The sequence below is a fragment of the Streptomyces aquilus genome (assembly GCF_003955715.1).
Classification (GTDB): domain Bacteria; phylum Actinomycetota; class Actinomycetes; order Streptomycetales; family Streptomycetaceae; genus Streptomyces; species Streptomyces aquilus.
In genome coordinates, this window is the sequence record NZ_CP034463.1 from 5,506,119 (window position 1) to 5,528,778 (window position 22,660).

General features: G+C 69.5%; 20 protein-coding genes. 7 read left to right on the forward strand and 13 right to left on the reverse strand.

The window, feature by feature from the left end; translation table 11 throughout:
- Positions 1-24: 24 nt before the first annotated feature.
- The gene (locus tag EJC51_RS25240; protein ID WP_279631442.1) at positions 25-1,071 is read left to right on the forward strand and encodes a recombinase family protein; all 1,047 of its coding nucleotides are present in this window, start codon (positions 25-27) and stop codon (positions 1,069-1,071) included.
- Between the two features lie 109 nt (positions 1,072-1,180).
- Here EJC51_RS25240 and EJC51_RS47815 read toward each other — a convergent pair whose 3' ends face one another.
- The 6 genes from EJC51_RS47815 to EJC51_RS25265 all read right to left on the reverse strand — a co-directional run bounded on the left by EJC51_RS47815 (position 1,181) and on the right by EJC51_RS25265 (position 7,212).
- Positions 1,181-1,345: a hypothetical protein gene (locus EJC51_RS47815; RefSeq protein ID WP_165951232.1), complete on the reverse strand. Its 165-nt coding sequence runs from the start codon at positions 1,343-1,345 to the stop codon at positions 1,181-1,183.
- 26 nt (positions 1,346-1,371) lie between these two features.
- Complete coding sequence (locus tag EJC51_RS25245; RefSeq protein ID WP_207924813.1) at positions 1,372-2,478, reverse strand: glycosyltransferase family 2 protein; 1,107 nt, start codon at positions 2,476-2,478, stop codon at positions 1,372-1,374.
- Positions 2,479-2,712: 234 nt separating this feature from the next.
- Positions 2,713-2,940, reverse strand: a complete 228-nt coding sequence (locus EJC51_RS25250; RefSeq protein WP_126273163.1) for a DUF6458 family protein — start codon at positions 2,938-2,940, stop codon at positions 2,713-2,715.
- 80 nt (positions 2,941-3,020) lie between these two features.
- Positions 3,021-4,340 carry a M18 family aminopeptidase gene (locus EJC51_RS25255; RefSeq protein WP_126273164.1) on the reverse strand — a complete coding sequence of 440 codons (1,320 nt, stop codon included), beginning with the start codon at positions 4,338-4,340 and terminating at the stop codon, positions 3,021-3,023.
- 99 nt (positions 4,341-4,439) lie between these two features.
- Positions 4,440-6,266: an acyl-CoA dehydrogenase gene (locus tag EJC51_RS25260; RefSeq protein WP_126273165.1), complete on the reverse strand. Its 1,827-nt coding sequence runs from the start codon at positions 6,264-6,266 to the stop codon at positions 4,440-4,442.
- Positions 6,267-6,399: 133 nt separating this feature from the next.
- Positions 6,400-7,212: a dioxygenase family protein gene (locus EJC51_RS25265; RefSeq protein ID WP_126273166.1), complete on the reverse strand. Its 813-nt coding sequence runs from the start codon at positions 7,210-7,212 to the stop codon at positions 6,400-6,402.
- A gap of 119 nt (positions 7,213-7,331) precedes the next feature.
- On the opposite strand from EJC51_RS25265, the gene EJC51_RS25270 reads away from it, so the two are divergent.
- From EJC51_RS25270 to EJC51_RS25280, 3 genes are all read left to right on the forward strand, one after another.
- Positions 7,332-7,796, forward strand: coding sequence for an SseB family protein (locus EJC51_RS25270; protein ID WP_059194285.1), 465 nt, complete (start codon positions 7,332-7,334; stop codon positions 7,794-7,796).
- A gap of 179 nt (positions 7,797-7,975) precedes the next feature.
- On the forward strand, positions 7,976-9,922 hold the full coding sequence (locus tag EJC51_RS25275; protein WP_126273167.1) for a YncE family protein: 1,947 nt from the start codon (positions 7,976-7,978) through the stop codon (positions 9,920-9,922).
- A 115-nt stretch (positions 9,923-10,037) separates the two neighbouring features.
- Positions 10,038-11,009, forward strand: coding sequence for a pirin family protein (locus EJC51_RS25280; RefSeq protein ID WP_126273168.1), 972 nt, complete (start codon positions 10,038-10,040; stop codon positions 11,007-11,009).
- Between the two features lie 82 nt (positions 11,010-11,091).
- Here the strand turns inward: EJC51_RS25280 and EJC51_RS25285 are convergent, their stop codons facing one another.
- Complete coding sequence (locus EJC51_RS25285) at positions 11,092-11,988, reverse strand: BRO-N domain-containing protein (protein ID WP_126273169.1); 897 nt, start codon at positions 11,986-11,988, stop codon at positions 11,092-11,094.
- Positions 11,989-12,133: 145 nt separating this feature from the next.
- On the opposite strand from EJC51_RS25285, the gene EJC51_RS25290 reads away from it, so the two are divergent.
- Positions 12,134-13,192, forward strand: a complete 1,059-nt coding sequence (locus EJC51_RS25290; protein WP_126273170.1) for an AI-2E family transporter — start codon at positions 12,134-12,136, stop codon at positions 13,190-13,192.
- Here the strand turns inward: EJC51_RS25290 and EJC51_RS25295 are convergent.
- Positions 13,153-15,300 carry a SpoIIE family protein phosphatase gene (locus EJC51_RS25295; protein ID WP_126273171.1) on the reverse strand — a complete coding sequence of 716 codons (2,148 nt, stop codon included), beginning with the start codon at positions 15,298-15,300 and terminating at the stop codon, positions 13,153-13,155. The genes EJC51_RS25290 and EJC51_RS25295 overlap by 40 nt on opposite strands.
- 183 nt (positions 15,301-15,483) lie before the next feature.
- On the opposite strand from EJC51_RS25295, the gene aspS reads away from it, so the two are divergent.
- Both aspS and EJC51_RS25305 read left to right on the forward strand, forming a co-directional pair.
- Positions 15,484-17,247, forward strand: a complete 1,764-nt coding sequence (gene aspS, locus EJC51_RS25300; RefSeq protein WP_126273172.1) for an aspartate--tRNA ligase — start codon at positions 15,484-15,486, stop codon at positions 17,245-17,247.
- 131 nt (positions 17,248-17,378) lie between these two features.
- Positions 17,379-18,317 carry an intradiol ring-cleavage dioxygenase gene (locus EJC51_RS25305; protein ID WP_126273173.1) on the forward strand — a complete coding sequence of 313 codons (939 nt, stop codon included), beginning with the start codon at positions 17,379-17,381 and terminating at the stop codon, positions 18,315-18,317.
- 56 nt (positions 18,318-18,373) lie between these two features.
- On the opposite strand, the gene EJC51_RS25310 is transcribed toward EJC51_RS25305, so the two are convergent.
- From EJC51_RS25310 to EJC51_RS25330, 5 genes are all read right to left on the reverse strand, one after another.
- A complete protein-coding gene (locus EJC51_RS25310) occupies positions 18,374-18,976 on the reverse strand; it encodes a DinB family protein (protein WP_126273174.1) in 603 nt (200 codons plus the stop codon).
- A 37-nt stretch (positions 18,977-19,013) separates the two neighbouring features.
- Complete coding sequence (locus tag EJC51_RS25315) at positions 19,014-20,255, reverse strand: MDR family MFS transporter (RefSeq protein ID WP_126273175.1); 1,242 nt, start codon at positions 20,253-20,255, stop codon at positions 19,014-19,016.
- A 13-nt stretch (positions 20,256-20,268) separates the two neighbouring features.
- Positions 20,269-20,535, reverse strand: coding sequence for a hypothetical protein (locus EJC51_RS25320; RefSeq protein WP_126273176.1), 267 nt, complete (start codon positions 20,533-20,535; stop codon positions 20,269-20,271).
- Positions 20,536-20,662: 127 nt separating this feature from the next.
- A complete protein-coding gene (locus EJC51_RS25325) occupies positions 20,663-21,949 on the reverse strand; it encodes an MFS transporter (protein WP_126273177.1) in 1,287 nt (428 codons plus the stop codon).
- On the reverse strand, positions 21,942-22,478 hold the full coding sequence (locus EJC51_RS25330; RefSeq protein ID WP_244362831.1) for a DUF3291 domain-containing protein: 537 nt from the start codon (positions 22,476-22,478) through the stop codon (positions 21,942-21,944). The genes EJC51_RS25325 and EJC51_RS25330 overlap by 8 nt, the downstream gene beginning before the upstream one ends.
- Positions 22,479-22,660 lie beyond the last annotated feature (182 nt).

Consider the following 22,660-nt stretch of genomic DNA (forward strand, 5'->3'; position numbering starts at 1 on the left):
CCGTACGGACTGCTCATCGACCCGATGACAAAGAAGCTCGTCCACGACCCGGAGCACGCCGATTACGCCCGCCTGATTGCGGATGAAGCGCTCGCCGGAACATCGCTGGTCAAGATCGCCCGGCTCCTCAATGAGTACGAGATCCTCTCGCCGAGAGGCGGGCAATGGAACGCGGCCAGCATCATGCAGCTCCTCCGGTCCCCTGCGTTCGCCGGCCTGATGCCGGAAACCGAGAGCGTCGAGACGGATGACGGCGAGCGGAAATACACGGGCAGGGTCTTCCCGTACCGCGATCCCGAGACGCTGGACACCGTCGAGATCGGCGAGGGGATCATCACGGTCGGCGAGCGTGATCAGATCATCCGCACCCTGGAATCCAGAACGTTCGTGCACGCGGGAAAGCGGCGGCCGAAGCCCGAGGGGACGGCTCTGCTGACGGGGCTCGTCTATTGCGCGGTTCCTGGCTGCGGTCGCCGGATGCATCGTGTGGGCGGCAGCTATCAGTGCATGGCTCGCCGCGCGGGCAACCAGTGCATCGGAGCGTCAGCGTTGGCTAAAGCGGTTGACCAGTACGTGACTGGACAGTTCCTCACCAAGCTTCCGGCGCTCGAACCGGAAGCCCCGTTGCTTGTCGCGATCGCCGACCGCTGGGTTCGCCGGATCGATCCGGAGACATTCGCCAAGCGTGATGCTCTCAACGCTGAGATCCAGGATGAGGAAGCCCGGTTGGCGGACCTTGAAGACGCACGCTACGTGCGTGGTGAGTTCAAGGGCCCTGGGGCTGTTGAACGATACAACCGACTTGTAGAGCGGCTGAGCATGCGCATCGACGGTCTGCGTGGAGAGCTCTACAAGCTGCCGGTGCCGTCCGTGGACGTGTCTCCGATGCTCGACGGCCGCACCTTGCGCGAAGCGTGGACGGGGGCAACAAACGAAGACCGGCGCGATCGGTTGTCTCTCGCCATCGATCGGGTGGAGGTGACCAAGGGAGTTCGAGGCCAGAGGATCATCCCTGAGCAGCGCGTCCACATCCAATGGGCGAGACCGGCAGCTGCGAACACGGCTGGGTGAGCTCATGCGGGTCAGCCTCCCGAGCCGCTGCTCGTCGTCGAGGGCGCCGCGGACCGACTGCCCCTGGTGCTGGCCGGGATGGACCCCGACCAGCCCGCTCAGTAAGGGGTCAGCGGCGGCGCGGGCGCGGGGCCAGCTTGTAGAGGGCCACGCCCGCGGCCGCCAGGGTGGTCGCCGTGACGACCAGGGCCATGCTGTTCATCCACAGGCCGGTCGCGGCCAGGGTGGCGCCTCCGGCACCGGTGGTGCCCGCGCCGATCACTCGTCCGTACATCGTGCTTCTCCTAGGGAAGGTGAGGATTAGGTTGCGACCCACTTCTCCTCGCTGCGGCGCACCATCCCCCACAGCGAGGTGAAGTAGACGGCGTGCTGGAAGAGGTCGTAGAGCATCTCCGGGACCATCAGCGCCGCGACCAGGACGGCCTTGGGGCCGGCCCGCCGTACGGAGACCGTCTTCTCGACGACGAAGATCAGGCCGATCCCCGTCCAGAACGGGGAGAAGCCCGGCCAGCCGTACAGCGTGGTGAACGTGGTCATGTAGACGAGGTAGACCAGGAACGACAGCGCGCCGAAGCCCATCAGGACCTGCTGGGCGAAGTAGCGGGCGGTGACCTTGGTCCAGCCGTAGTCGCGCAGGTTCTCCAGGGCGCCGCGCTGCCAGCGCAGCCGCTGGTGCCACAGCTTGCCCAGCGTCGGCATGACCTCGGTGGTGACCGCGCAGCCGGCCGGGGACATGGCCCGGTAGCCGAGGGTCTTGACCGCCTTGGTCATCTCGTCGTCCTCGGTGAGCGAGGCGAGGCTGTAGTAGCCGCTGCCGCCGCCGATCACCCCGGCGCGGCGGGCCGCCCGCACCTCGCGCAGCACCCGGGCGCGGAACATGGTGCCGGTGCCGGTGAGGACCTGGGCCTTGCCGCCGGTGCGCTCCAGTTCCCAGGCGTAGCGGTGGAACTCCATGCGCTGGAGCAGACCGAGGAGGCCGCCGCCGTCCTCGCCGTAGAAGACCCCGCCGACGGCGCCGACCTTGCGGTTGAAGGTGGCGAGCGCGGTCTCGGCGAAGGTCGGGTCGAGGACGGTGTCGGCGTCCTGGACCAGCAGCAGGTCGCGGTCGTCGAGGTGGGGCAGCATCCAGGCGATGGCCTGGTTGAGGGCGCCGGCCTTCTTGTGGGTGTTGCCCTGGGTGTGGAACACCTGGGCGCCGTGCGCGACGGCGATCTCGGCGGTGTCGTCCGTGCAGTTGTCGCAGACCACCACGACGAGGTCGGGGCGCCGGGTCTGGTCGCGCAGGCCGTCGATGGCGGCGCCGATGCGGTCCGCCTCGTTGTGCGCCGGGATCAGGACGGCGAGCCGGGGGCGGGTGGGCGGCTCCTCGGGGGCCGCGTGGGCGCGGCGGGCCGCATGCCGGGGCACCTGGTGCGGTCTCGGACCGCTCGGCGCCGCGAGGTCGAGCACGCCGGGCCCCCTGGTGCGAAGTCTTGCGAGGACGGGGCTCGGTACCACTCACCCCCCGAGCCCCTGAGTCCTCGCAAGTCTTCACGAAATCCATACAAGCCGACAAGCAGTCCGGGGTAACGGACTGCTCACGGTTGTCTGGATATTTCCTGTGAGCCCAATTGATGACGAGCTGTCAGGAACACCCCGCTGTCAGTACTCCCTGCGATGCCGTGCCTCTTCGTCGACGACCGGCGTGGCGGGCGGCACCACGACCCGCCTGCGCCGCGCGATGCTGCTGAAGGTGCTGACCCCGATCAGTCCGACGATCATCAGGATGATCCCGACCAGATCGAGGTTGACCCCCTGCATGTCCCAGTCCGTCGCGAACGTGAGGATGGCTCCCGCGGCGATGAGGATGATGCATCCGCCGAGGCCCATGTGTGTCGCCTCCCCTGCATGACGTTTCCGTCAGGGGCGGGTACCCAACCGGGGAAAGCTATCCCTCCCGTTCCTGACGGCTATCCCTCCAGGAACGCCACCAGCGCGTTGGCCAGCAGATGCGGGTCGTCCGCGCCGCACAGTTCGCGGGCGCTGTGCATGGACAGGATGGCGACACCGATGTCGACCGTCTTGATGCCGTGCCGGGCCGCGGTGATCGGGCCGATGGTGGTGCCGCAGGGCATGGAGTTGTTGGAGACGAAGGTCTGGAAGGGCACGTCCGCCTTCGCGCAGGCGGCGGCGAACACCGCGCGCCCCGAACCGTCCGTCGCATAGCGGTTGTTGACGTTGACCTTGAGGATCGGGCCGCCGTTGACCCGCGGGTGGTGCGTCGGGTCGTGCCGCTCGGCGTAGTTGGGGTGGACCGCGTGGCCCGTGTCGGAGGACAGACAGACGGTGCCCGCGAACGCTCTGGCCCGGTCCTCGTACGACCCGCCGCGCGCGAACACCGAACGCTCCAGCACACTGCCGAGCAGCGGCCCGTCCGCACCCGTGTCGGACTGCGAGCCGTTCTCCTCGTGGTCGAAGGCGGCGAGTACGGGGATGTAGCCGAGGTCCGAGCCGGCCGCGACCGCGGTCAGCGCGGCCACCCCGGCGTGCACGGACAGCAGGTTGTCCATGCGCGGCCCGGCCACCAGCTCCTGGTCGCGGCCCAGGTAGGCGGGCGGCTCGACGGAGTGGACCATCAGGTCCCAGCCGGTGACCTCGCCCGCGCCGAGCCCTTCCTCCGCCTCCAGGAACGCGATCAGATCGCCCTCGCGGACGTCGTCGCCGAGCCCCCAGATGGGCTGAAGATGCCGCTGCTTGTCGAGCTTGAGCCCCTCCGCCGACACCGAGCGGTCCAGGTGGATGGCGAGCTGCGGCACCCGCAGCAGCGGCCGGCCCACGTTCACGAGCCGCGTCGAGCCGTCCCGCAGGGTCAGCCGGCCGGACAGCCCCAGGTCACGGTCGAGCCAGGAGTTCAGCAGCGGCCCGCCGTAGATCTCCACCGCCACCTGCCGCCAGCCGTGCGCCCCGGCGTCCGGCAGCGGCTTGACCCGCAGGTTGGGGGAGTCGGTGTGCGCGCCGACGATCCGGAACGGCGTGTGCGGCGCGGCGCCCTCGGGGACGTACCAGGCCACGATCGCGCCACCGCGCAGCACGTACCTGCCGCCGCTTCCCGCGGCGGAAGCCGCTGATGTCTCCGCGTCCCAGGCGTCCGTCTCGGCGACCTGCCGGAAGCCGGCCTTCTCCAGGCGCTCGGCGGCGTTCGCCACGGCGTGGTACGGCGACGGGCTCGCCGCCAGGAAGGACATGAGGTCGTCGGTGTGGCCGCGGTCGAAGCGGGAGGGTTCGCTCATGGGGTTCACCTTAACGACGAAGGGGTTCACCTAGACGACGTACGAGGGCCCGCTCCCGGTGAAGGAAGCGGGCCCTCAGGAGAGCTGTGCTGATGTGTCCTAGAACGCGGCCTCGTCCAGCTCCATCAGGTCCAGCTCGACGTTCTGGGCGAGCTTGCGCGCACCCGTGACACCCGGCAGGACGTTGGCCGCGAAGAACTTCGCCGCCGCGATCTTGCCGGTGTAGAACGCCTTGTCCTTGGCGGAGGCGGTCTCCAGCTTCTCGGCCGCGACAGCGGCGCCCTTGAGGAGCAGGTAGCCGACGACGACGTCACCGGAGGCCATCAGCAGGCGGGTCGTGTTGAGCCCGACCTTGTAGATGTTCTTGACGTCCTGCTCGGTGGCCGCGAGGTCGGTCAGCATCAGACCGACGATGGCCTCCAGCTCGACGGCCGCCTTCGCGAGGTGCTCGCGGGCGCCGGCCAGCTCCTCGCCGCCGGTGCCGAGCGCCAGGAACTTCTTGATGTCCTCGGCGAGGGAGTTCAGGGCCGCGCCCTGGTTGCGGACGATCTTCCGGAAGAAGAAGTCCTGGCCCTGGATCGCGGTGGTGCCCTCGTACAGGGTGTCGATCTTGGCGTCCCGGATGTACTGCTCGATCGGGTACTCCTGGAGGAACCCGGAGCCCCCGAAGGTCTGGAGCGACTGGGCGAGCTGCTCGTAGCCCTTCTCGGAGCCGTAGCCCTTCACGATCGGCAGCAGCAGGTCGTTGAGCGCGTGCTCGGCCTTGGCGTCCTCGCCCGCGGCCTCCTTCACGGCGATCGCGTCCTGGATCGACGCGGTGTACAGCACCAGGGCGCGCATGCCCTCCGCGTACGCCTTCTGCGTCATCAGCGAGCGGCGCACGTCCGGGTGGTGCGTGATGGTGACCTTGGGCGCGGTCTTGTCGCCGAAGGCGGCCAGGTCGGTGCCCTGGACGCGCTCCTTGGCGTACTCCAGCGCGTTCAGGTAACCGGTCGACAGCGTCGAGATCGCCTTCGTGCCGACCATCATGCGGGCGAACTCGATGATGCGGAACATCTGGCGGATGCCGTCGTGCTTGTCGCCGATCAGCCAGCCCTTGGCGGGGTGCTGGTCGCCGAAGGTCATCTCGCAGGTGTTGGAGGCCTTCAGGCCCATCTTGTGCTCGACGTTGGTCGCGTAGACGCCGTTGCGCTCGCCCAGCTCGCCGGTCTCGAAGTCGAAGAGGTACTTGGGGACGAGGAAGAGGGACAGGCCCTTGGTGCCCGGGCCGGCGCCCTCGGGACGCGCGAGGACGTAGTGGAGGATGTTCTCCTCCATGTCGTGCTCACCGGACGTGATGAAGCGCTTCACGCCCTCGATGTGCCAGGAGCCGTCCTCCTGCTGGATCGCCTTGGTGCGGCCGGCGCCGACGTCGGAGCCCGCGTCGGGCTCGGTGAGGACCATCGTGGAGCCCCACTGCTTCTCCACGGCGACCTTGGCGATGTGCTTCTGGACCTCGTTGCCCTCCTCGAAGAGGATGCCGGCGAACGCGGGGCCCGAGGAGTACATCCAGACGGCCGGGTTGGCGCCCAGGATCAGCTCGGCGAAGGCCCAGATCAGGGAGCGGGGCGAGGTGGTGCCGCCGATCTCCTCGGGCAGGCCGAGCCGCCAGTACTCGGAGTCCATGAAGGCCTTGTAGCTCTTCTTGAAGGAGGCCGGGACCGGCGCGGTGTTGGTCTCCGGGTCGAAGACCGGCGGGTTGCGGTCGGCGTCCGCGAAGGACTCCGCCAGGTCGTTCTCGGCGAGACGGGTCATCTCGTCGAGGATGCTCTTCGCGGTCTCGACGTCCATCTCCTCGAAGGGACCCGTGCCGTACAGCTTGTCGCGGCCGAGCACTTCGAAGAGGTTGAACTCGATGTCACGGAGATTCGACTTGTAGTGCCCCATGGCGACGGCTCCCTGGAGAGACGGGCGAGGCACTGGATCCTCGCGCTAGTTCACGTACCGACAAGTAGCTTCGATACGATGATGCTACCCGCCGGTAATAAGCCGCAACCCCGATCCGGCCATCTGTGACGGTTCACACCGCAACGGTGAGGTTGGCGGTGTATCCGGCGTCCGTGCTCCCCTCCACGACCGCCAGCTGCCGCTCGTACCCGTCCCGGAAGACGCCGTCGCTCTCCAGGGAGAGGCTGCCGAGGTTGGCCACGCTCGCCTCGTAGCCCTCGGTGGCGTACACCGTGTCGCAGACGTCCTCGGGGAGGGCCAGCTGCGAGGTGCTGGTGATCGCCGTCGCGGCGGTGGCGTCCGCGAGGCTGTCGTAGACCTCGAAATGAACGTGCGGCCAGCGGCCCGTGTAACAGCCGGGGAAGACGCTGGTGAAGGTGACCCGCCCCGACTCGTCGGTCTCCTGCACGCCCCGCAGATAGTTCTCGTCCGCGACGCCCTCCGTATAAAGGGAGTAGCGGCCCTCCCGGTCGCAGTGCCACACATACACGGCGGCGCCCTTCCTCGGCGTACCGCAGCCGGAGTCCGCGTCCACGACGGTGAGCGTCACGGTCAGCGGAACACCCTCCGCCGTGCCGCCCGCGGAGTCGCCGAAGCTCTTCCTGATGTCGCCGCGCACGACACCGCTCTCCTTGAGGACGTTCACCCCGTTCGAACCGTCACCGGGGTACGGACCGGCCGTCTCCTCGGGGATCGGCGCGCAGCCCGGGGTCGCGGCGGAGGTGACGGCGTCGTCGTCCGCGGAACAGCCGGCCAGCGACACGAGGCCCGCCCCCGCCAGCAGCCGGATCATCCGGCGGCGGGCAAGGACGGGAAGGTCGTAGGAGAGCCCCCGGTCGTGCTCGTGGACCTCGTCATGGGCCTCGTCGTGCTCGTGTCGGTGCATGGGAACGACGCTAGGAGCGGCGGCCCCCGGAACCCAGAGCCGACGGCTGTCGAGTCGCTGTCGGTTTCCGGCCCCCTGCGAGCCTCCGCCACTCCACCCCGCTCGGTACGCTTGCGCCCATGTACGGCTACGACCAGAGCGCGGGTACGCAGCAGCAGTACGCCACGCCACAGCAGCAGATGCCGGGCGGGTACGGCCAGCAGCCGCCGCTGTACCCCGAGCCGTCCCCGCCGTCCCTCGCGGACGCGGTGCGCGCCTTCACCACCGGGCAGCTCGCCGCCGAGGACTTCCAGCAGGTCTTCGCCACGTCCAAGGTGTACTGCCCGCGCGGCGACAACCCCGGCTTCCTCGCCCTGCACAACACCCAGCAGCCGGTGATCCCGATGTTCACCTCGCTGAAGGAACTGCGCCGGTACGCGGGCAAGGAGTCCAAGTACTTCGTGATCACCGGCGCCGAGGTGATCGACCTCCTGCCGACCGGGTACGGCTTCGTCCTCGACATGGAGGGCGAGCACCGGATGGTGTTCGACGCGAAGGCGGTCGAGCAGATGGTCGAGTTCGCGATGCGGCGGATGTACGGCTGACCGCTGCCCGGCGGAGGAAAAACCTCCACGCGATTGTCACAGGCATGCCATAGAGTGCCCCCTGGCAGCCGCGCCCCGCACGTCACACCGCCTTCGGGCGGTCCGCGTCCGGGTGCCGCGCGGCGCTCTCAGTCTCCCGGCCAGCCCGGGATCTCTTGTGGGGGTTCACACCTGTGCGCATGCGCAGCACATCCACCGCGACGGCACTCGCGGTCCTCTTCAGCTCCGTCGCGCTGACGGCCGTGACGGCCGGGACGGCCTCGGCCGTCACCACCACGGTCGGCTCGCCCGGCGGCCTCGCCGTCAGCGACTCGCTCAAGCGGGTCTTCGTCGGCGACAGCGCCAACGGCCGGATCTTCGCCGCCGACTACAACGGCAACCAGGTCGACTCCGTGACCGGCGTCGAAGGCGTCTCCGAACTGGTGCTCTCCGACGACGGCAGCACCCTGTACGCCGCCCTGCGCGGCACGCACGAGATCGTGGCGCTCGACCCGGCCACCCTGGACATCAAGACCCGCTACCCCGTCGCCACCGGCACGGGCCCCGCGCACATCGCGTTCGCCGGCGGCAAGGTCTGGTTCTCCTACGGCGACCAGTGGGACGGCGACCTGGGCTCCGTGGACCCCACCGTGGACCCCGCGAGCGGCACCGACCCGGTGGCGCTCGCCCAGCTCCCGACCGAGGGCACCGGCTCCGGACTGTGGGGCCAGGCCCTCCTCGACACCGACCCGCAGCGCCCCGGCCTGCTGGCCGTCGGCGAGACCGGTGACTCCTCGGGCACCCTCGCCGTCCTCGACGTATCGGGCGCCACCCCCAAGGTCACCGCCTGGCACGACACCTCGTACGCCCTGACGAACGGCGTCTACGACGTCGACCTCGTCCCCGGCGGCGACCAGGTGCTCGTCAACGGCACCGACCGGGACGCCTTCGCGAACGGCACCTTCACCAAGGCCGGCGCCTACCCCGCGGGGCAGGGCGCGGACATCGGGCCGAGCGGCCTGATCGCCCAGACCTCGGGCACCCAGGTCGCGATCTACCGACCCGACGCCACCCGGCCGGTCCGCACCTACAGTCCCGGCACCGGACCCGTCAACGACGTGGCCTGGGCCCCGGACGGCTCGCGCGTCTTCGCCCTGGTCAACTTCAGCAACGGCTACACGCTCAAGGCGCTGACCCAGCCCACGCTGAGCGTCCCGACCCTCACGGTCAGCGCCCCCGCCACGGCCGCCCGCGCCCAGCAGCTCACCGTCAAGGGCAAGATCACGGCATCGGTCCCGTTCGCCGCCGGCACCCAGCTCACCGTCACCCGCACCGACCTGGACAGCCCGAACGGCAAGGCGCTGCCGGCGGTGACGGTCAAGGCGGACGGCACGTACTCCTTCACCAACACCCCGCCGGCCGGCGGCAAGGTCAAGTACACGGTGAAGTACGCGGGCGACGCCGCCCACACGGCCGTCAGCGCCTCGGACACCGTCGACGTCTCCCGCGCCTCGACCTCCCTCAGCCTGAACAACAACGGCAAGCTGTACTCGTACGGCGCCGACGTGAAGTTCACCGCGCACCTCGGCAAGACGTACAAGAGCCGCTCGGTCTCGATCTACGCCGACCCCTTCGGCAGCGACAAGGGCAAGAAGCTGATCAAGACCGGCACGGTCAACTCCGACGGCAACATCAGCGCCTGGGTGGACATGACCCGGGACACGGCCGTCACCGCGGTCTTCGCGGGCGACTCCCGCTACAAGCCGAAGACCGTCAAGTCCACGGCCTACGCCAAGGTCAAGATCTCCACCGCCGTCTCCAAGCACTACAAGACGGCGAAGATCGGCTCGACGACGTACTACTGGTTCCACAAGAGCACGGACCCGCTGCTCACGACGACGATGTCGTACTACCCGGGCCGTCAGCAGCGCTTCGACCTGCAGGTCTACTACCAGGGCGACTGGTACTCGGCGGACTCGGAGTACTTCCCGCTCGGCTCGAACGGCAAGTCGGCCGTCTCCCTCGGGGCGCCCGGTGAGTCGGGCATCCGGGCGCGGATGCGGTCGGTGTACGTCAACGGCTCGTCCGGCGACAGCGTGAACTCGACGACGTACGGGTCGTGGAAGTACCTGTACTTCAGCAACTGACGCGGGTCGGACCCGTGCGGTGGAGCCCGGAGGGAATGCCTTCCGGGCTTCTGCCGTTAGGGGTGGCAGAAAGTTCAATGCTCAACTAAACTGGTCGCACCAAGGAGGTACCGACATGCCTGCAGTGACCGTCGAGAACCCACTGACGCTTCCCCGCGTCGCCGCCCCCGCGGACGCCGTGGCCCGTCCCGTACTCGCCGTCACGACCGCGCCGAGCGGTTTCGAGGGCGAGGGCTTCCCGGTGCGCCGCGCGTTCGCCGGGATCAACTACCGCCATCTGGATCCGTTCATCATGATGGATCAGATGGGGGAGGTGGAGTACGCGCCGGGCGAGCCGAAGGGGACCCCCTGGCACCCGCACCGCGGCTTCGAGACCGTCACCTACATCATCGACGGGATCTTCGACCACCAGGACAGCCAGGGCGGTGGCGGCACGATCACCAACGGCGACACCCAGTGGATGACCGCCGGCTCGGGCCTCCTCCACATCGAGGCGCCGCCGGAGTCGCTGGTCATGTCCGGAGGGCTCTTCCACGGCCTCCAGCTGTGGGTCAACCTCCCGGCCAAGGACAAGATGATGGCGCCTCGGTACCAGGACATCCGCGGCGGCAACGTCCAGCTGCTGACGACGCCCGACGGCGGTGCGCTGCTCCGGGTCATCGCCGGTGAACTGGACGGCCACCAGGGCCCCGGTATCACCCACACCCCGATCACGATGATCCACGCGACGCTGGCGCCGGGCGCGGAGATCACGCTGCCGTGGCGTGAGGACTTCAACGGCCTCGCGTACGTGCTGGCGGGGCGTGGTTCCGTGGGTGCCGAGCGGCGCCCGGTCCAGATGGGGCAGACGGCCGTCTTCGGTGCCGGCGGTTCCCTGACGGTCCGCGCGGACGAGAAGCAGGACTCCCACACCCCGGACCTCGAGGTCGTCCTCCTCGGCGGCCAGCCGATCCGTGAGCCCATGGCCCACTACGGCCCGTTCGTCATGAACACCCGCGAGGAACTCCAGCAGGCGTTCGACGACTTCCAGAAGGGCCGGCTGGGGACGATCCCCGCCGTGCATGGAATGTCGGAGGGCGGCCTGTAAAAGGCCGAGCAGACGGGTACGGTACGAGCAGGCCCGAAGCCGCAACTTGGTTTTGCGGCTTCGGGCCTGTCTTGCAACTGGGCTACGGCAGTACGTAGATCGGCGCTCCGTCGGCGGCGCATCCCGTCTGCCGCATGCAGCCGCGCTTGAGCAGGGTGCGGATGCAGTCGTGGACGCGGGCGAGGGAGAGGCCCGTGCGGGTGGCGATCTCCTCGATGCGGTAACTGGCCTCGCCGCGAACGAGCGCGGGTGCCAGGTAGGCGGCCACCGCATGGATGTCCTCGGTGAACACGAGGTTCTTCGTCCTCCAGGTGGCGAGGAGTTGCCGGGGTGTCAGCTTCGGCTGCGGGTGGCGGAACCTGAGGGTCTCGGCGATGTCTTGGAGTGCCTCGGCGATCGTGTTCTGGCTGCGGGACATCTCCCGGAGGAGCTCGGTTTGTTCCCGCTGGGCGGCCGCCAGCATTTCGTCGGCCCGGATGTTCCTCATTTCGAGCCGGACGATCGCGTCGGCGACCTGCTGGGGCATGACGTAAGCGGGCGGACCGACGGCGGGGGTCTGGGCGGGCGACGGCTCCAGGGAGTAGGAGCCGTTCTGCTGGATCGTCTCGATGACCTCCGAGACCCAGGCCTTGAACGGCTGGCATTCGGGCTTGGTGGATCCTTGCACGAGCGCGACGAGCCCCCGGAGGTTCACCATCTTCATTGACTTTTGCAACCTGTGACCTGCAAGTTTGCGCGAGGTGTCTACTGTATAGACGCCTTGTGCAAGCTCGTTGAGGGACTTGGTGCAATCTGGCGCTACGTGCCAGATGAGTGCTTGCCGCGTGTTTGCGTACCCGAGATCCGTGGCTACGTCCGCCGCCACGAACCAGTGCTCCCCCTCCGGTGTCGTCAGCCTCCGCATCCGCGCCCCCGTGGCCGCGAACACGAAGTCGTTGATGTCGATCGCATCCTTGTGCGTGTCGTTCTGCTCGTTCATCGAGCATCACCTCCGCCTCGGAAGCTAGGGAGGCAAAACGGCAACATGCGTATATAGCAAAGATGTTCATCCGAAAGGCTGAGAGAAGCATCGATACTGCTGGTGTCGGGCTCTCGCCGAGGTCGGCCTGTAGTCCGCTGGCGGGATGCAGCTCCTCCTTCCCGCGCCCATCCGCCGCATCGCCGCCTGGTGTGTCGTCGCGCTTCTCGTCGCCGGGGTCGTCTACGTCGGGATTCGGCTGTGTGCGGAGTTCAGGACCGCTGTTGTTCCTGTGCTGCTGGCCCTGCTCGGGACCGCGCTGCTGGGGCCGTTGCACCGGTGGCTCATCAAGGCCGGGGTCGGGCGGTCGCTCGCTGCCGGGCTGACCTGTGTGGCCGTGGTCGCCGTGGTGGGTGGGGCCGTCTACATCGTCGTCGCCGCGCTCATCGACACCGGGGACGAGATCGTCGCCTCGCTCAAGGACGCGGCTCAGGGGATCGCCGATCACTTCGGGGCCGCCGGGACCTCGCTCGATGATCTCGCCTCCAATGCCAGGGAGTTGCTCACCAAGTTCGGGGGTACGGCGGCGTCCGGAGTCATCAGTGGGGTCAGTGTGGTCGGGGAGACCATTGCCATGGCCGTGCTGGCGCTTTTTCTCGTCTTCTTTTTTCTACGGGACTCCCACCGGGCCGTCGACGCGCTGCGGTCGGTGGTCCCCTCCTCGTCGGGTGATCTCGCGGAGGCCGTGGCGCGGCGGGCCTTCGAGGCGATGGAGGGGTTCATGCGGGGGACCACTCTCATCGCCCTCATCGACGCCACCTGTATCGGCGTGGGGCTGCTGATCCTCGACGTCCCGGGGGCCGTGGGGCTGGGGGCGCTCGTGTTCGTCGGGGCCTACATTCCCTATCTCGGGGCGTTCATCTCGGGGGCCGTCGCGGTGCTCGTCGCGCTGGCCGACCGGGGGTTCGTCATCGCCTTGTGGGCGTTGGGCGTCGTGCTCGCCGTGCAGGTGCTGGAGGGGCACGTGCTCCAGCCCGTCATCCAGAGCCGCACCGTGCAGATGCATCCGGCGGTGGTGATGCTCGCCATCACGGCGGGGGCGTCCGTCTCCGGGATTCTCGGGATGCTGCTCGCCGTGCCGCTGACCGCCGCCGCGTTCGGGATCGCGCACGAGCTGAGGGAGCGTTACGCGGGCGCCGAGGACTCGTCGGTCGTCGACTCGTAGAGCTCGAACCAGATGCTCTTGCCCTCGCCGCGCGGGTCGACTCCCCAGGCGTCGGCGAGGAGTTCGATGAGCATCAGGCCGCGGCCGGAGGAGGCGAGTTCGCCGGGGCGGCGTTTGTGGGGGAGGTCGTCGCTGGTGTCGGTGACCTCGATGCGCATCCGGCGGGTGCCGGGGCCGTCGCCGTGGATCTCGGCGAGGAGCAGCGCGTCGGCGTCCGTGTGGACGAGGACGTTCGTCAGCGTCTCCGACAGGAGCAGGACGGCGGAGTCGATCTGGTCCTGGGAGGGCCAGTCGTGGAGGAGTTCCCTGAGCTGGGCGCGGGCCACTCCGACGCGTTCCGGTTCCGCCTGGGCCACCGTGAGCATCGTGCGGCGGACCTGGGGCGGGGTGACGGTGTCACCGCAGCCGCAGCCGTCTCCCTCGCGGTGCAGGAGCAGGACCGCTATGTCGTCCTCGCGGCGGTCGGTCAGGGGGCCGGGGGTGTGGTGGGAGGAGGGGCCGTGGACCGCCTGGACCAGGGCGTCGGCGAGTTCCTCCAGGTCGTCGCCCTTGTGTTCCTCCAGGATGGTGCGGACCCGCTGCCAGCCGGTGTCGAGGTCGTGGCCGCCGGTCTCCAGGAGGCCGTCCGTGCAGACCATCATGGTCTCGCCGGGTTCGAGGGTGAGCCGGGTGGTGGGGTAGTCGGCGTCCGGGTCGATGCCGAGGGGGAGGCCGCCGTCGGTGCGGCGGGCCAGGACCGTGCCGTCGGCCATGCGGATCGCCGGGTCGGGGTGGCCGGCGCGGGCGATGTCGAGGGCGCCGGTCCTGGGGTCGACCTCGGCGTAGAGGCAGGTCGCGAAGCGCAGGTCGCCGGGGTCCTGGTCGTCGTCGTACGTCATGCCGTGCAGGAAGCGGGAGGCGCGGGAGAGGACGGCGTCGGGGCGGTGGCCCTCGGAGGCGTAGGCGCGCAGGGCGATGCGGAGCTGTCCCATGAGGCCGGCGGCCCGGACGTCGTGGCCCTGGACGTCGCCGATGACGAGGGCGAGGCGGCCGTTGGGCAGCGGGATCATGTCGTACCAGTCGCCGCCGACCTGGAGGCCGCCGCCGGTGGGGACGTAGCGGGCGGCGACGCTCATGCCGGGTATCTCGGGGCCGAGCTTGGGGAGCATGGAGCGCTGGAGGCCGTCGGTCAGCTCGCGGGCGGATTCCGCGGCCTCGGCGCGGGAGAGGGCCTGGGCGAGCATGCGGGCGACGGTGGTGAGGACCGAGCGCTCGTCGGGGGTGAAGGCCACCGGGTAGGTGAAGGCCGCCATCCAGGCGCCCATGGTGCGGCCGGCGACCGTCAGCGGCAGGAACGCCCAGGACTGGCGGCCGAAGTGGGCGGCCAGCGGCCAGGTGACCGGGTAGCGGTCGCGGTAGTGCTCGGGGCTCGACAGGTACACCGCGCGGCCGGTGCGGACGACCTCCGCCGCCGGGTAGTCCGTCTCCAGGGACATGTGGGAGAAGGGGCCCTCGTCGCCGGGCTGCTGGCCGTGGTGGCCGATGATCTTCAGGCGGTCGCCCTCGACGCCGAACACGGCGAGGCCGTCGGGGGAGAAGCCGGGCATGGAGAGGCCCGCCGCGACGCGCAGGACCTCCTCCGTGGAGCGGGCTTCGGCCAGGGCGCGCCCGGCGTCCAGCAGGAACGCCTCGCGGGAGCGGCGCCAGTCGCCGGTGACGGCGGTGCTGCTGCGGGCCGCGGCGGTGGTCGGCGAGGGCTCGGTGACCTCCTGCATCGCGCCGATCAGGACGAAGGCGCGGCGCTCGGGGTCGTAGGACGGCTTGGAGCGGCTGCGGACGACGCGGATCACCCGGTTCTGCTCGTCCATGATCCGGATGCGGACTTCTGCGAGGGTGCCCTCGGCGACGGCGAGCTGGACCACGCCCGTGATCTCGTTCCAGTCCACGGGGTGCATGCGCGCGCGTGCCTGGACCTCGGTGAGGGTGGTGGCCTCGGCCCGCAGCCCGAGCAGTCGGGCGGCCTCGGCATCCACGGTGACCAGGCCTGTCGCGGTGTCCCAGTGCCACAGGCCGGTAGCGAGGGCGGAGAGTACCTCCCCCACGGCGGGCAAGGGCTCACCAGTGCGCATTGCCCCACTGTAAGAAGAGGTGATCGCACCGTGCCACTGATGGCCCATGCATGCATGCGTCGGAAATGGTGGAGAGGCGATCTTGGGGTGGCCGGTACCCTTGGGAGGTCCGGGCACCATGGCCCGTTCCTGTCGGGGAGTGACCCTCGGCACACGCCCACACTGTAAGGACGATGAACGACGATGCATCGGTACAGGTCCCACACCTGCGGCGAGCTCCGCTCCTCTGACGTCGGCACCGACGTCCGGCTGAGTGGCTGGCTGCACAATCGGCGCGACCTGGGCGGCATCCTCTTCATCGATCTGCGCGATCACTACGGCATCACGCAGCTCGTCGCCCGGCCGGGCACCGAGGCCTACGAGGCGCTGGACAAGGTCTCCAAGGAGTCCACGGTCCGCATCGACGGCCGCGTTGTTTCACGTGGAACCGAGAACGTGAACCCGGACCTGCCGACCGGTGAGATCGAGGTCGAGGTGAGCGAGGTCGAGCTGCTCGGCGCCGCCGCCCCGCTGCCGTTCACGATCAACGCCGAGGACGGGGTCAACGAGGAGCGGCGTCTGGAGTACCGCTTCCTCGACCTGCGCCGCGAGCGCATGCACAAGAACATCATGCTGCGGTCGTCGGTCATCGCCTCGATCCGCTCCAAGATGGTGGCGCTCGGGTTCAACGAGATGGCGACGCCGATCCTGTCGGCCACCTCTCCCGAGGGCGCGCGTGACTTCGTGGTGCCGTCGCGCCTGAACCCGGGCAAGTTCTACGCCCTCCCCCAGGCGCCGCAGCAGTTCAAGCAGCTGCTGATGATCTCCGGCTTCGACCGCTACTTCCAGATCGCGCCCTGCTTCCGTGACGAGGACGCCCGCGCGGACCGCTCGCCGGGCGAGTTCTACCAGCTCGACGTCGAGATGAGCTTCGTCGAGCAGGAGGACGTCTTCCAGCCGATCGAGAAGCTCATGACCGAGCTGTTCGAGGAGTTCGGCAACGGGCGTCATGTGACCTCGCCGTTCCCGCGGATCCCGTTCCGTGAGGCGATGCTGAAGTACGGCTCCGACAAGCCGGACCTGCGCGCCCAGCTGGAGCTCGTCGACATCACCGACATCTTCGAGGGCTCGGAGTTCAAGGCGTTCGCCGGCAAGCACGTGCGCGCGCTGCCGGTGCCGGACGTCTCCGCCCAGCCGCGGAAGTTCTTCGACCAGCTCGGCGACTTCGCCGTCACGCTGGGCGCCAAGGGCCTGGCCTGGGTGCGGGTGGCCGAGGACGGTTCGCTGTCCGGCCCGATCGCCAAGTTCCTCACCGAGGAGAACGTCGCCGAGCTGACCAAGCGGCTGTCGCTGGCCGCCGGGCACGCGGTGTTCTTCGGCGCGGGCGAGTTCGACGAGGTCTCGAAGATCATGGGCGCGGTGCGGGTCGAGGCCGCCAAGCGTGCCGGGCACTTCGAGGAGAACGTCTTCCGGTTCTGCTGGATCGTCGACTTCCCGATGTACGAGAAGGACGAGGACACCGGCGCGATCGACTTCTCGCACAACCCGTTCTCGATGCCGCAGGGCGGTCTTGAGGCCCTGGAGACCCAGGACCCGCTGGACATCCTGGGCTGGCAGTACGACATCGTCTGCAACGGTGTCGAGCTGTCCTCCGGCGCGATCCGGAACCACGAGCCCGAGATCATGCTGAAGGCCTTCGAGATCGCGGGCTACGACCGCGAGACCGTCGAGGAGAAGTTCGCCGGCATGCTCCGCGCGTTCCGCTTCGGCGCCCCGCCGCACGGCGGCATCGCCCCCGGCGTCGACCGCATCGTGATGCTCCTCGCGGACGAGCCGAACATCCGCGAGACCATCGCCTTCCCGCTCAACGGCAACGCCCAGGACCTGATGATGGGCGCGCCGACGGAGCTGGAGGAGGCGCGGCTGAAGGAGCTGCACCTGACGGTGCGCAAGCCGCAGCCGAAGTAGCAAGCGGACAGGAAGGGCTCGGAACCGGCGTCGGTTTCGAGCCCTTCCTCTTTTCGGGCGGGATGTTCCTGTGGGAGGGCCACAGCTCCTACCGGTGGCCTTCTCAGGCTTCTTCCCTACCTTCCGTGTCCATGACGGGAAACCAGCAGAACAACGGGCCGAAGCACAAGCGGGATCTGACGCGGCGCAAGGTCGTCGTGGCGGGCGCGGGTGCCGCCGTCGCGGTGGGGGCGGGCGCGGCTCTCGCCTCGGGGGCGTTCGCCGACGAGACCACGGACAGCGCCTCGGCGTCCGCGAGCAGCACCAGCTCCTCCGCCGAGACCTGCTACAAGCTGACCTCGGAGACCACCGAGGGGCCGTACTACATCGACGCCGACAAGATCCGCCGGGACATCACCGAGGACAAGGAGGGCATCCCGCTCGTCCTGAACCTCAAGGTGATCGACGCCGAGACGTGCAAGCCGATCGCGAACGCGGCCGTGGACATCTGGCACTGCGACGCGCTGGGCGTCTACTCGGGGTACGAAAGTCTGTCGACCGGTGGTGGTGGCACGGCTCCGACCGACGCCCCCTCGGGCACGCCGAGCGGCACGCCCACCGGTGAACCGCCGTCCGGAGCGCCCTCCGGCGGCACCGGTGGCGGCGGCCACGAGGAGCCCACCGACGACGAGCGCTATCTGCGCGGCACGTGGAAGACGGACAAACAGGGCCGGGTCGCCTTCAAGACGATCTTCCCGGGCTGGTACCGGGGCCGTACCGTCCACATCCACACCAAGGTGCATGTGGACGGCAAGTGGACCGACACCGGCTACGAGGGCGGGCACACCTGCCACACCGGCCAGTTCTTCTTCTCCGAGGAGGCCGTGCTCGCCTCCGCCGAGGTCGAGCCGTACTCCACCAGCACCACCGAGCGCACCACGCTCACCGAGGACACCATCTACGACCAGAGCGGCACCACGGGCGGTCTCCTCAAGCTGAAGTACGACAAGAAGAACATCGCCAAGGGGGTCGTCGGTTCGATCACCATGGGCGTCGAACCGGACTCCACGAACGACGGCACCTCTCTGTAGTCACGAATCCGCGCAAAGGCGCCCGGGACGGTCAAGTCCCGGGCGCTTCAAGGGTGTTACAGCCCCAGCGACAGGTACGTCGCGTCCAGCTCCGCCACGTCCAGGCCCGCCGCCTGACGGACCAGGCGGATCGCCCGGTAGATCTGGTTGATGTGGGCGATGTCGTGGCCGACGACCTTCTTGATCATGACCTCCATGGTCTCGCCGCCCTGTTCGCCGTGGTGGCCGGTGCGCTGCCAGTCCTCGGGCGGCAGGGCCGCCAGCAGGGCCACGTTGGAGGCGCGCAGGCCGGTCCAGGCGTCGAGCATCTGGCGGAACGGGAGGCGCGGCAGCGGGGCCCACTTCTCCTCGTCGTACCCGGGGTAGACCGGGGCGTCCTCGGTGGCGACCAGGCGCCAGCGGAAGCCGTAGACGATGTCGACGTCGAAGAGGTGCCCGACGGTGAACGCGGCCGGCCACTCCCCCTCCTCCGGGACCGTCTCGGCGAGCTCGGTCGGCAGGTCCGCGAAGAGCCGCGCGGCCCACACCGGCGTCTTGGCGAGGACGTCGAACGGGTCGCGCTCGGCGGCGACTTCGAGGAGCGCGGTGACGTAGGCGGCGGGGTCCTCGGTGGCCGACGGGATGTCGATGCGGGGGACTTCGGTGGAGGCGAGGGTCATCGGGATCTCTCAGGTGTGAAGTGACGGGTGACGAGGGTCAGTTGGAGGCGGCGGACACGGGCTCCGGCGTCTCCGCCGCCGGGGTCTCGGTCTGCCGTACGCCGGGCTTCGCGCCCAGCACCAGGACCGCGCCGAGGGCGGCGACGGCGGCGCAGACGGTCCAGTGCAGCGGGGCGTTGATGCCGTAGAGGAGGCCGCCGACGGCCGGGCCGAGGGTGCCGCCGAGGGTGTGGGCGAGGCCCTCGGCGCCCTGGTAGCGGCCGCGGAGGTGGGCCGGGGAGAACTCGGCCGGGTAGGCGTTGGCGATCGGGGTGTAGATGGTCTCGGCGACCGTCCACAGGACGACCGTCAGGGCCAGCAGCCACACCGCGTTCATCGCGCCCGTCAGACCCATGCCGGCGCCGAGCAGCAGCAGGCCCAGGGCGATGACGCGGCGCGGGTCGCGGCGCTCGGTGTGCCGGGTCAGGGGCAGCTCGATGACCACGCACAGCAGGGCGTTGAGCCCGAGGAGCAGGCCGTAGACGGTGTTGGAGAAGCCGGCGTCGGTGACGTGCAGCGGGAGGGTCGCGGTGGTCTGGCCGTAGACGAAGGTCGCCGCGACCATCGACAGCAGGAAGAGCACGTACGGGCGGTCGGTGAAGACCTCGCGGTAGCCGCCCTTGCCCGCCGCCTCGGAGGCGGTGACCGGGGCCTGGACCGGGCGGCCGGCCGGCAGGAGCAGCAGGGCCAGGGTGCCGAAGGCGAGGGAGAACAGGGCGTCGCCCGCGAAGACGTACGTGTAGGAGTGGCCGCTGAGCAGACCGCCGACCAGCGGGCCGACCGCCATGCCGACGTTGACGGCGAGGCGGAGCACGGCGAACGCCATGACCCGCTGCTCCCCGTCGACGACGTCGACGAGCAGCGCGCCCGCCGCCGGGCGGTACAGCTGGGCGAAGACGCCGACCAGGCAGACCAGGGCGGTCGTGGTGACCAGGCCGTCGGTGAAGGGGACCGCGGCGGTGGCCGCCGCCGACCCGAACATCGACACCGCGATGGCGCTGCGGCGGCCGAACTTGTCGGCGACCGTGCCGCCGATCATGTTGCCGACGAAGGTGCCGAGGCCGACCGCGGCGACCGCGAGGCCCGCCTGGGCGGTGGAGTAGCCGCGGGAGACGAGGAAGAGCACGAGGAAGACGTTGAGGAAGTTCCCGAACTTGATCAGGAACATCCCCGCGAAGATCACCCAGGCGCTGCGCGGCAGTTGGCGCAGGCGCTGGTGCAGGGGGGCGGTGTCCGCCATGGGTGGGGCTCCTTCAGGAGGGGAGGTCGGAAGGGGCGTCGGCCGCCGGTACCCGCCGCGCCGCCACCAGCACGCAGACCACCAGGGCGTAGGCGGCGGCGGTGGTGACGGCGAGGAACGTGGCCGCGCCGTCGAGGAAGGCACCGGTGCCTTCGGTGGTCTCGCCCATGGGCACGAAATAGGCCTCCAGGGTGATCTTCAGCCCCGCTCCGACGAAGGTGAGCAGGAAGGCGGCGGTGGTCATCACCAGGAGGAACTGACGAGTGCGGGGCTCATACATGACAGGGGCGTTCCTTGGGCGGGGCGGGGGCGCCGGTTCTTTTCGGGGACGGGAGGTGAGGGGACGGGAGACGAGGGGACGGAAGAGGTGGGGACGGAAGAGGTGGGGACGGGAGGAGTGCGGTGGGTCAGCCCGCTGCCGGGGCCAGCTCCTTCTCCTCCACGGGGGCTTCGGGCACCGCAGGGGTGTCCGCCGGAGGCACCCGGCTGGCCAGGACCAGGACGCAGGCCGCCGCGGCGAGGGCCGCGCAGCCGAGGGTCACCGGGGTGTAGCTGTGCGTCGAGTCGGCCATCAGGGCGCCGACCTCGCTGGTGAGGGCGGTGCCGAGGGCGTGGACCGTCCACACCAGGCCCATGCCGAAGCCGCGCACCTCGACGGGCAGGACCCGGGCCGCCCACATGGTGGTGGCGATGACCGTGGCCAGGTAGCTGATGCCGAAGACGATGCCGAAGGCGATCGCGACCGTGCCGGTCGGCGTGAGGGCGACCAGCAGCATCGCCACGCCGCGTACCGCGTACGCGCTCAGCAGTACGGCCTTGATGCGGCCCCGGTCGCACAGCCAGCCCGCGAGCAGTCCGCCGGCGATCTCGAAGACGCCGAGCAGGGCGACGGCGGTGGAGGAGACGGTGTGGCCCAGGCCGTGGTCGTGCATCAGCGGGATGAAGTGCACGTCGATGAAGGCCATCGTGGCGCCGCAGGCGAACATGGCGAGCGCGAGCCGGCGCAGGTCGGCGTTGCGGGTGGTGAGCCGGAACCGCTCGGCGAACGAGAGCCGGACGGCGGGCTCCTCGGAGGCGGCCTCCTCGGCCGAGGACGTCGCCGACGTCACCTTGCCCGACGCCCGTGCCACCAGCAGCGCGACCGGCGCCAGCACGAACAGGAAGAGCAGGCCGACCACGAGCAGCACGTTCTCCCAGCTCGCCCAGGTGCCGAGCCAGGACCACAGCGGGACCAGGACGACGAAGCCGACGGCCGCGCCGTTGGTGAGCAGCGCGTACATCAGGCCCTTGCGGCCGTCGCGGAAGAGCTCGTCGACGAGGACGCCGAGGGGGACGTACGACAGCATCGTGGAGGCGAGCGCGGCGACGACGGCGTACACCGCGACGAACAGCCACAGCCGGCCGGCGAGCGCGCAGCCGACCAGGGCCGCGCCCGACAGGGCGGTGCCGACGGCGAGGGTGGCGGCGCCGCCGATGCGGTCGGCGATCGCGCCGACCAGCGGCGAGGCCACGGCGACGGTGACGGCGAAGAGCGTGGTCGCCCAGGCGAGGGCGCCGCGCGAGCCGCCGAAGGTGTCGGCCATCGGCACGAAGTAGACCTGGACGGTGTTCTTCAGCGCCGAACCGGCGAGGGTCAGCAGGAAGGCCGCGGCGCTCAGCACCAGCAGCAGAGCCCGGACGTTGGGCTTAGACATGGGTCACCTCGGGGGCGGAGGAGGGGGACACGGGGCGGCCCTCGGGGTCGAAGGGCTGCCTGAAGTCGAAGGCGTGCGCGCTGGGACCGTGCGTGTCCAGGTGCTCAAGGCGCCGGCAGGCCTCGGTCCAGGTGGGGATCTCGGTGTCGCCCACCCACCAGGCCGCGTACAGCTTGTGGGGGATCTGGGCGAACCAGCGGCGGCGGTCGCGCAGCGCCTGCCGGTGCAGACCGCCGTACGCGTACGCCTTCACGGAGGCGAGGTCGGTCCACAGCGAGAGGGTGGAGGCGCGGGTGTCGGTGTCGTCGGTGCGGCCGCCGGTGTAGAAGGCGGGCGCGTCGAAGAACCCCCAGGCGCCGTAGTCCCGGCCGAAATTCGTCCACTTGGTGTCGACGACGTCGATCGCGGTGGCGCGGGCGATGAAGCCGGGGCTGGTTTCCGAGGCGCCGAAAACCAGTGGTTCGAGTGCGTTGAAGTCGTCGTTCGACAGGTGTGGATACGGCTGCTTGAGCACGGCGAACGTAGTCATGGCGATCCTTGGCATGACCTCGATGTTCCTGGTGCGCGAGCCGCCCGGGAAGAGGAACGAGCGGGCACCAAAGTGCGTGGCACAAACGTGCCAGGGCGTTTTTTCGAAGGCCCGCTGCGTCTTTTGTGCCGGGCATTCTTGTGCCAGCCGGAAAGTATTTTCCCGCCGGAATTCATGGCCCA

Coding starts and splice junctions, on each gene's coding strand:
- EJC51_RS25240 (WP_279631442.1), top strand. CDS start 25: ATGACAAAGAAGCTCGTCCACGACCCGGAGCACGCCGATTACGCCCGC.
- EJC51_RS47815 (WP_165951232.1), bottom strand. CDS start 1,345: ATGTACGGACGAGTGATCGGCGCGGGCACCACCGGTGCCGGAGGCGCC.
- EJC51_RS25250 (WP_126273163.1), bottom strand. CDS start 2,940: ATGGGCCTCGGCGGATGCATCATCCTCATCGCCGCGGGAGCCATCCTC.
- EJC51_RS25255 (WP_126273164.1), bottom strand. CDS start 4,340: ATGAGCGAACCCTCCCGCTTCGACCGCGGCCACACCGACGACCTCATG.
- EJC51_RS25260 (WP_126273165.1), bottom strand. CDS start 6,266: ATGGGGCACTACAAGTCGAATCTCCGTGACATCGAGTTCAACCTCTTC.
- EJC51_RS25265 (WP_126273166.1), bottom strand. CDS start 7,212: ATGCACCGACACGAGCACGACGAGGCCCATGACGAGGTCCACGAGCAC.
- EJC51_RS25270 (WP_059194285.1), top strand. CDS start 7,332: ATGTACGGCTACGACCAGAGCGCGGGTACGCAGCAGCAGTACGCCACG.
- EJC51_RS25275 (WP_126273167.1), top strand. CDS start 7,976: ATGCGCAGCACATCCACCGCGACGGCACTCGCGGTCCTCTTCAGCTCC.
- EJC51_RS25280 (WP_126273168.1), top strand. CDS start 10,038: ATGCCTGCAGTGACCGTCGAGAACCCACTGACGCTTCCCCGCGTCGCC.
- EJC51_RS25285 (WP_126273169.1), bottom strand. CDS start 11,988: ATGAACGAGCAGAACGACACGCACAAGGATGCGATCGACATCAACGAC.
- EJC51_RS25290 (WP_126273170.1), top strand. CDS start 12,134: ATGCAGCTCCTCCTTCCCGCGCCCATCCGCCGCATCGCCGCCTGGTGT.
- EJC51_RS25295 (WP_126273171.1), bottom strand. CDS start 15,300: ATGCGCACTGGTGAGCCCTTGCCCGCCGTGGGGGAGGTACTCTCCGCC.
- aspS (WP_126273172.1), top strand. CDS start 15,484: ATGCATCGGTACAGGTCCCACACCTGCGGCGAGCTCCGCTCCTCTGAC.
- EJC51_RS25305 (WP_126273173.1), top strand. CDS start 17,379: ATGACGGGAAACCAGCAGAACAACGGGCCGAAGCACAAGCGGGATCTG.
- EJC51_RS25310 (WP_126273174.1), bottom strand. CDS start 18,976: ATGACCCTCGCCTCCACCGAAGTCCCCCGCATCGACATCCCGTCGGCC.
- EJC51_RS25315 (WP_126273175.1), bottom strand. CDS start 20,255: ATGGCGGACACCGCCCCCCTGCACCAGCGCCTGCGCCAACTGCCGCGC.
- EJC51_RS25320 (WP_126273176.1), bottom strand. CDS start 20,535: ATGTATGAGCCCCGCACTCGTCAGTTCCTCCTGGTGATGACCACCGCC.
- EJC51_RS25325 (WP_126273177.1), bottom strand. CDS start 21,949: ATGTCTAAGCCCAACGTCCGGGCTCTGCTGCTGGTGCTGAGCGCCGCG.
- EJC51_RS25330 (WP_244362831.1), bottom strand. CDS start 22,478: ATGACTACGTTCGCCGTGCTCAAGCAGCCGTATCCACACCTGTCGAAC.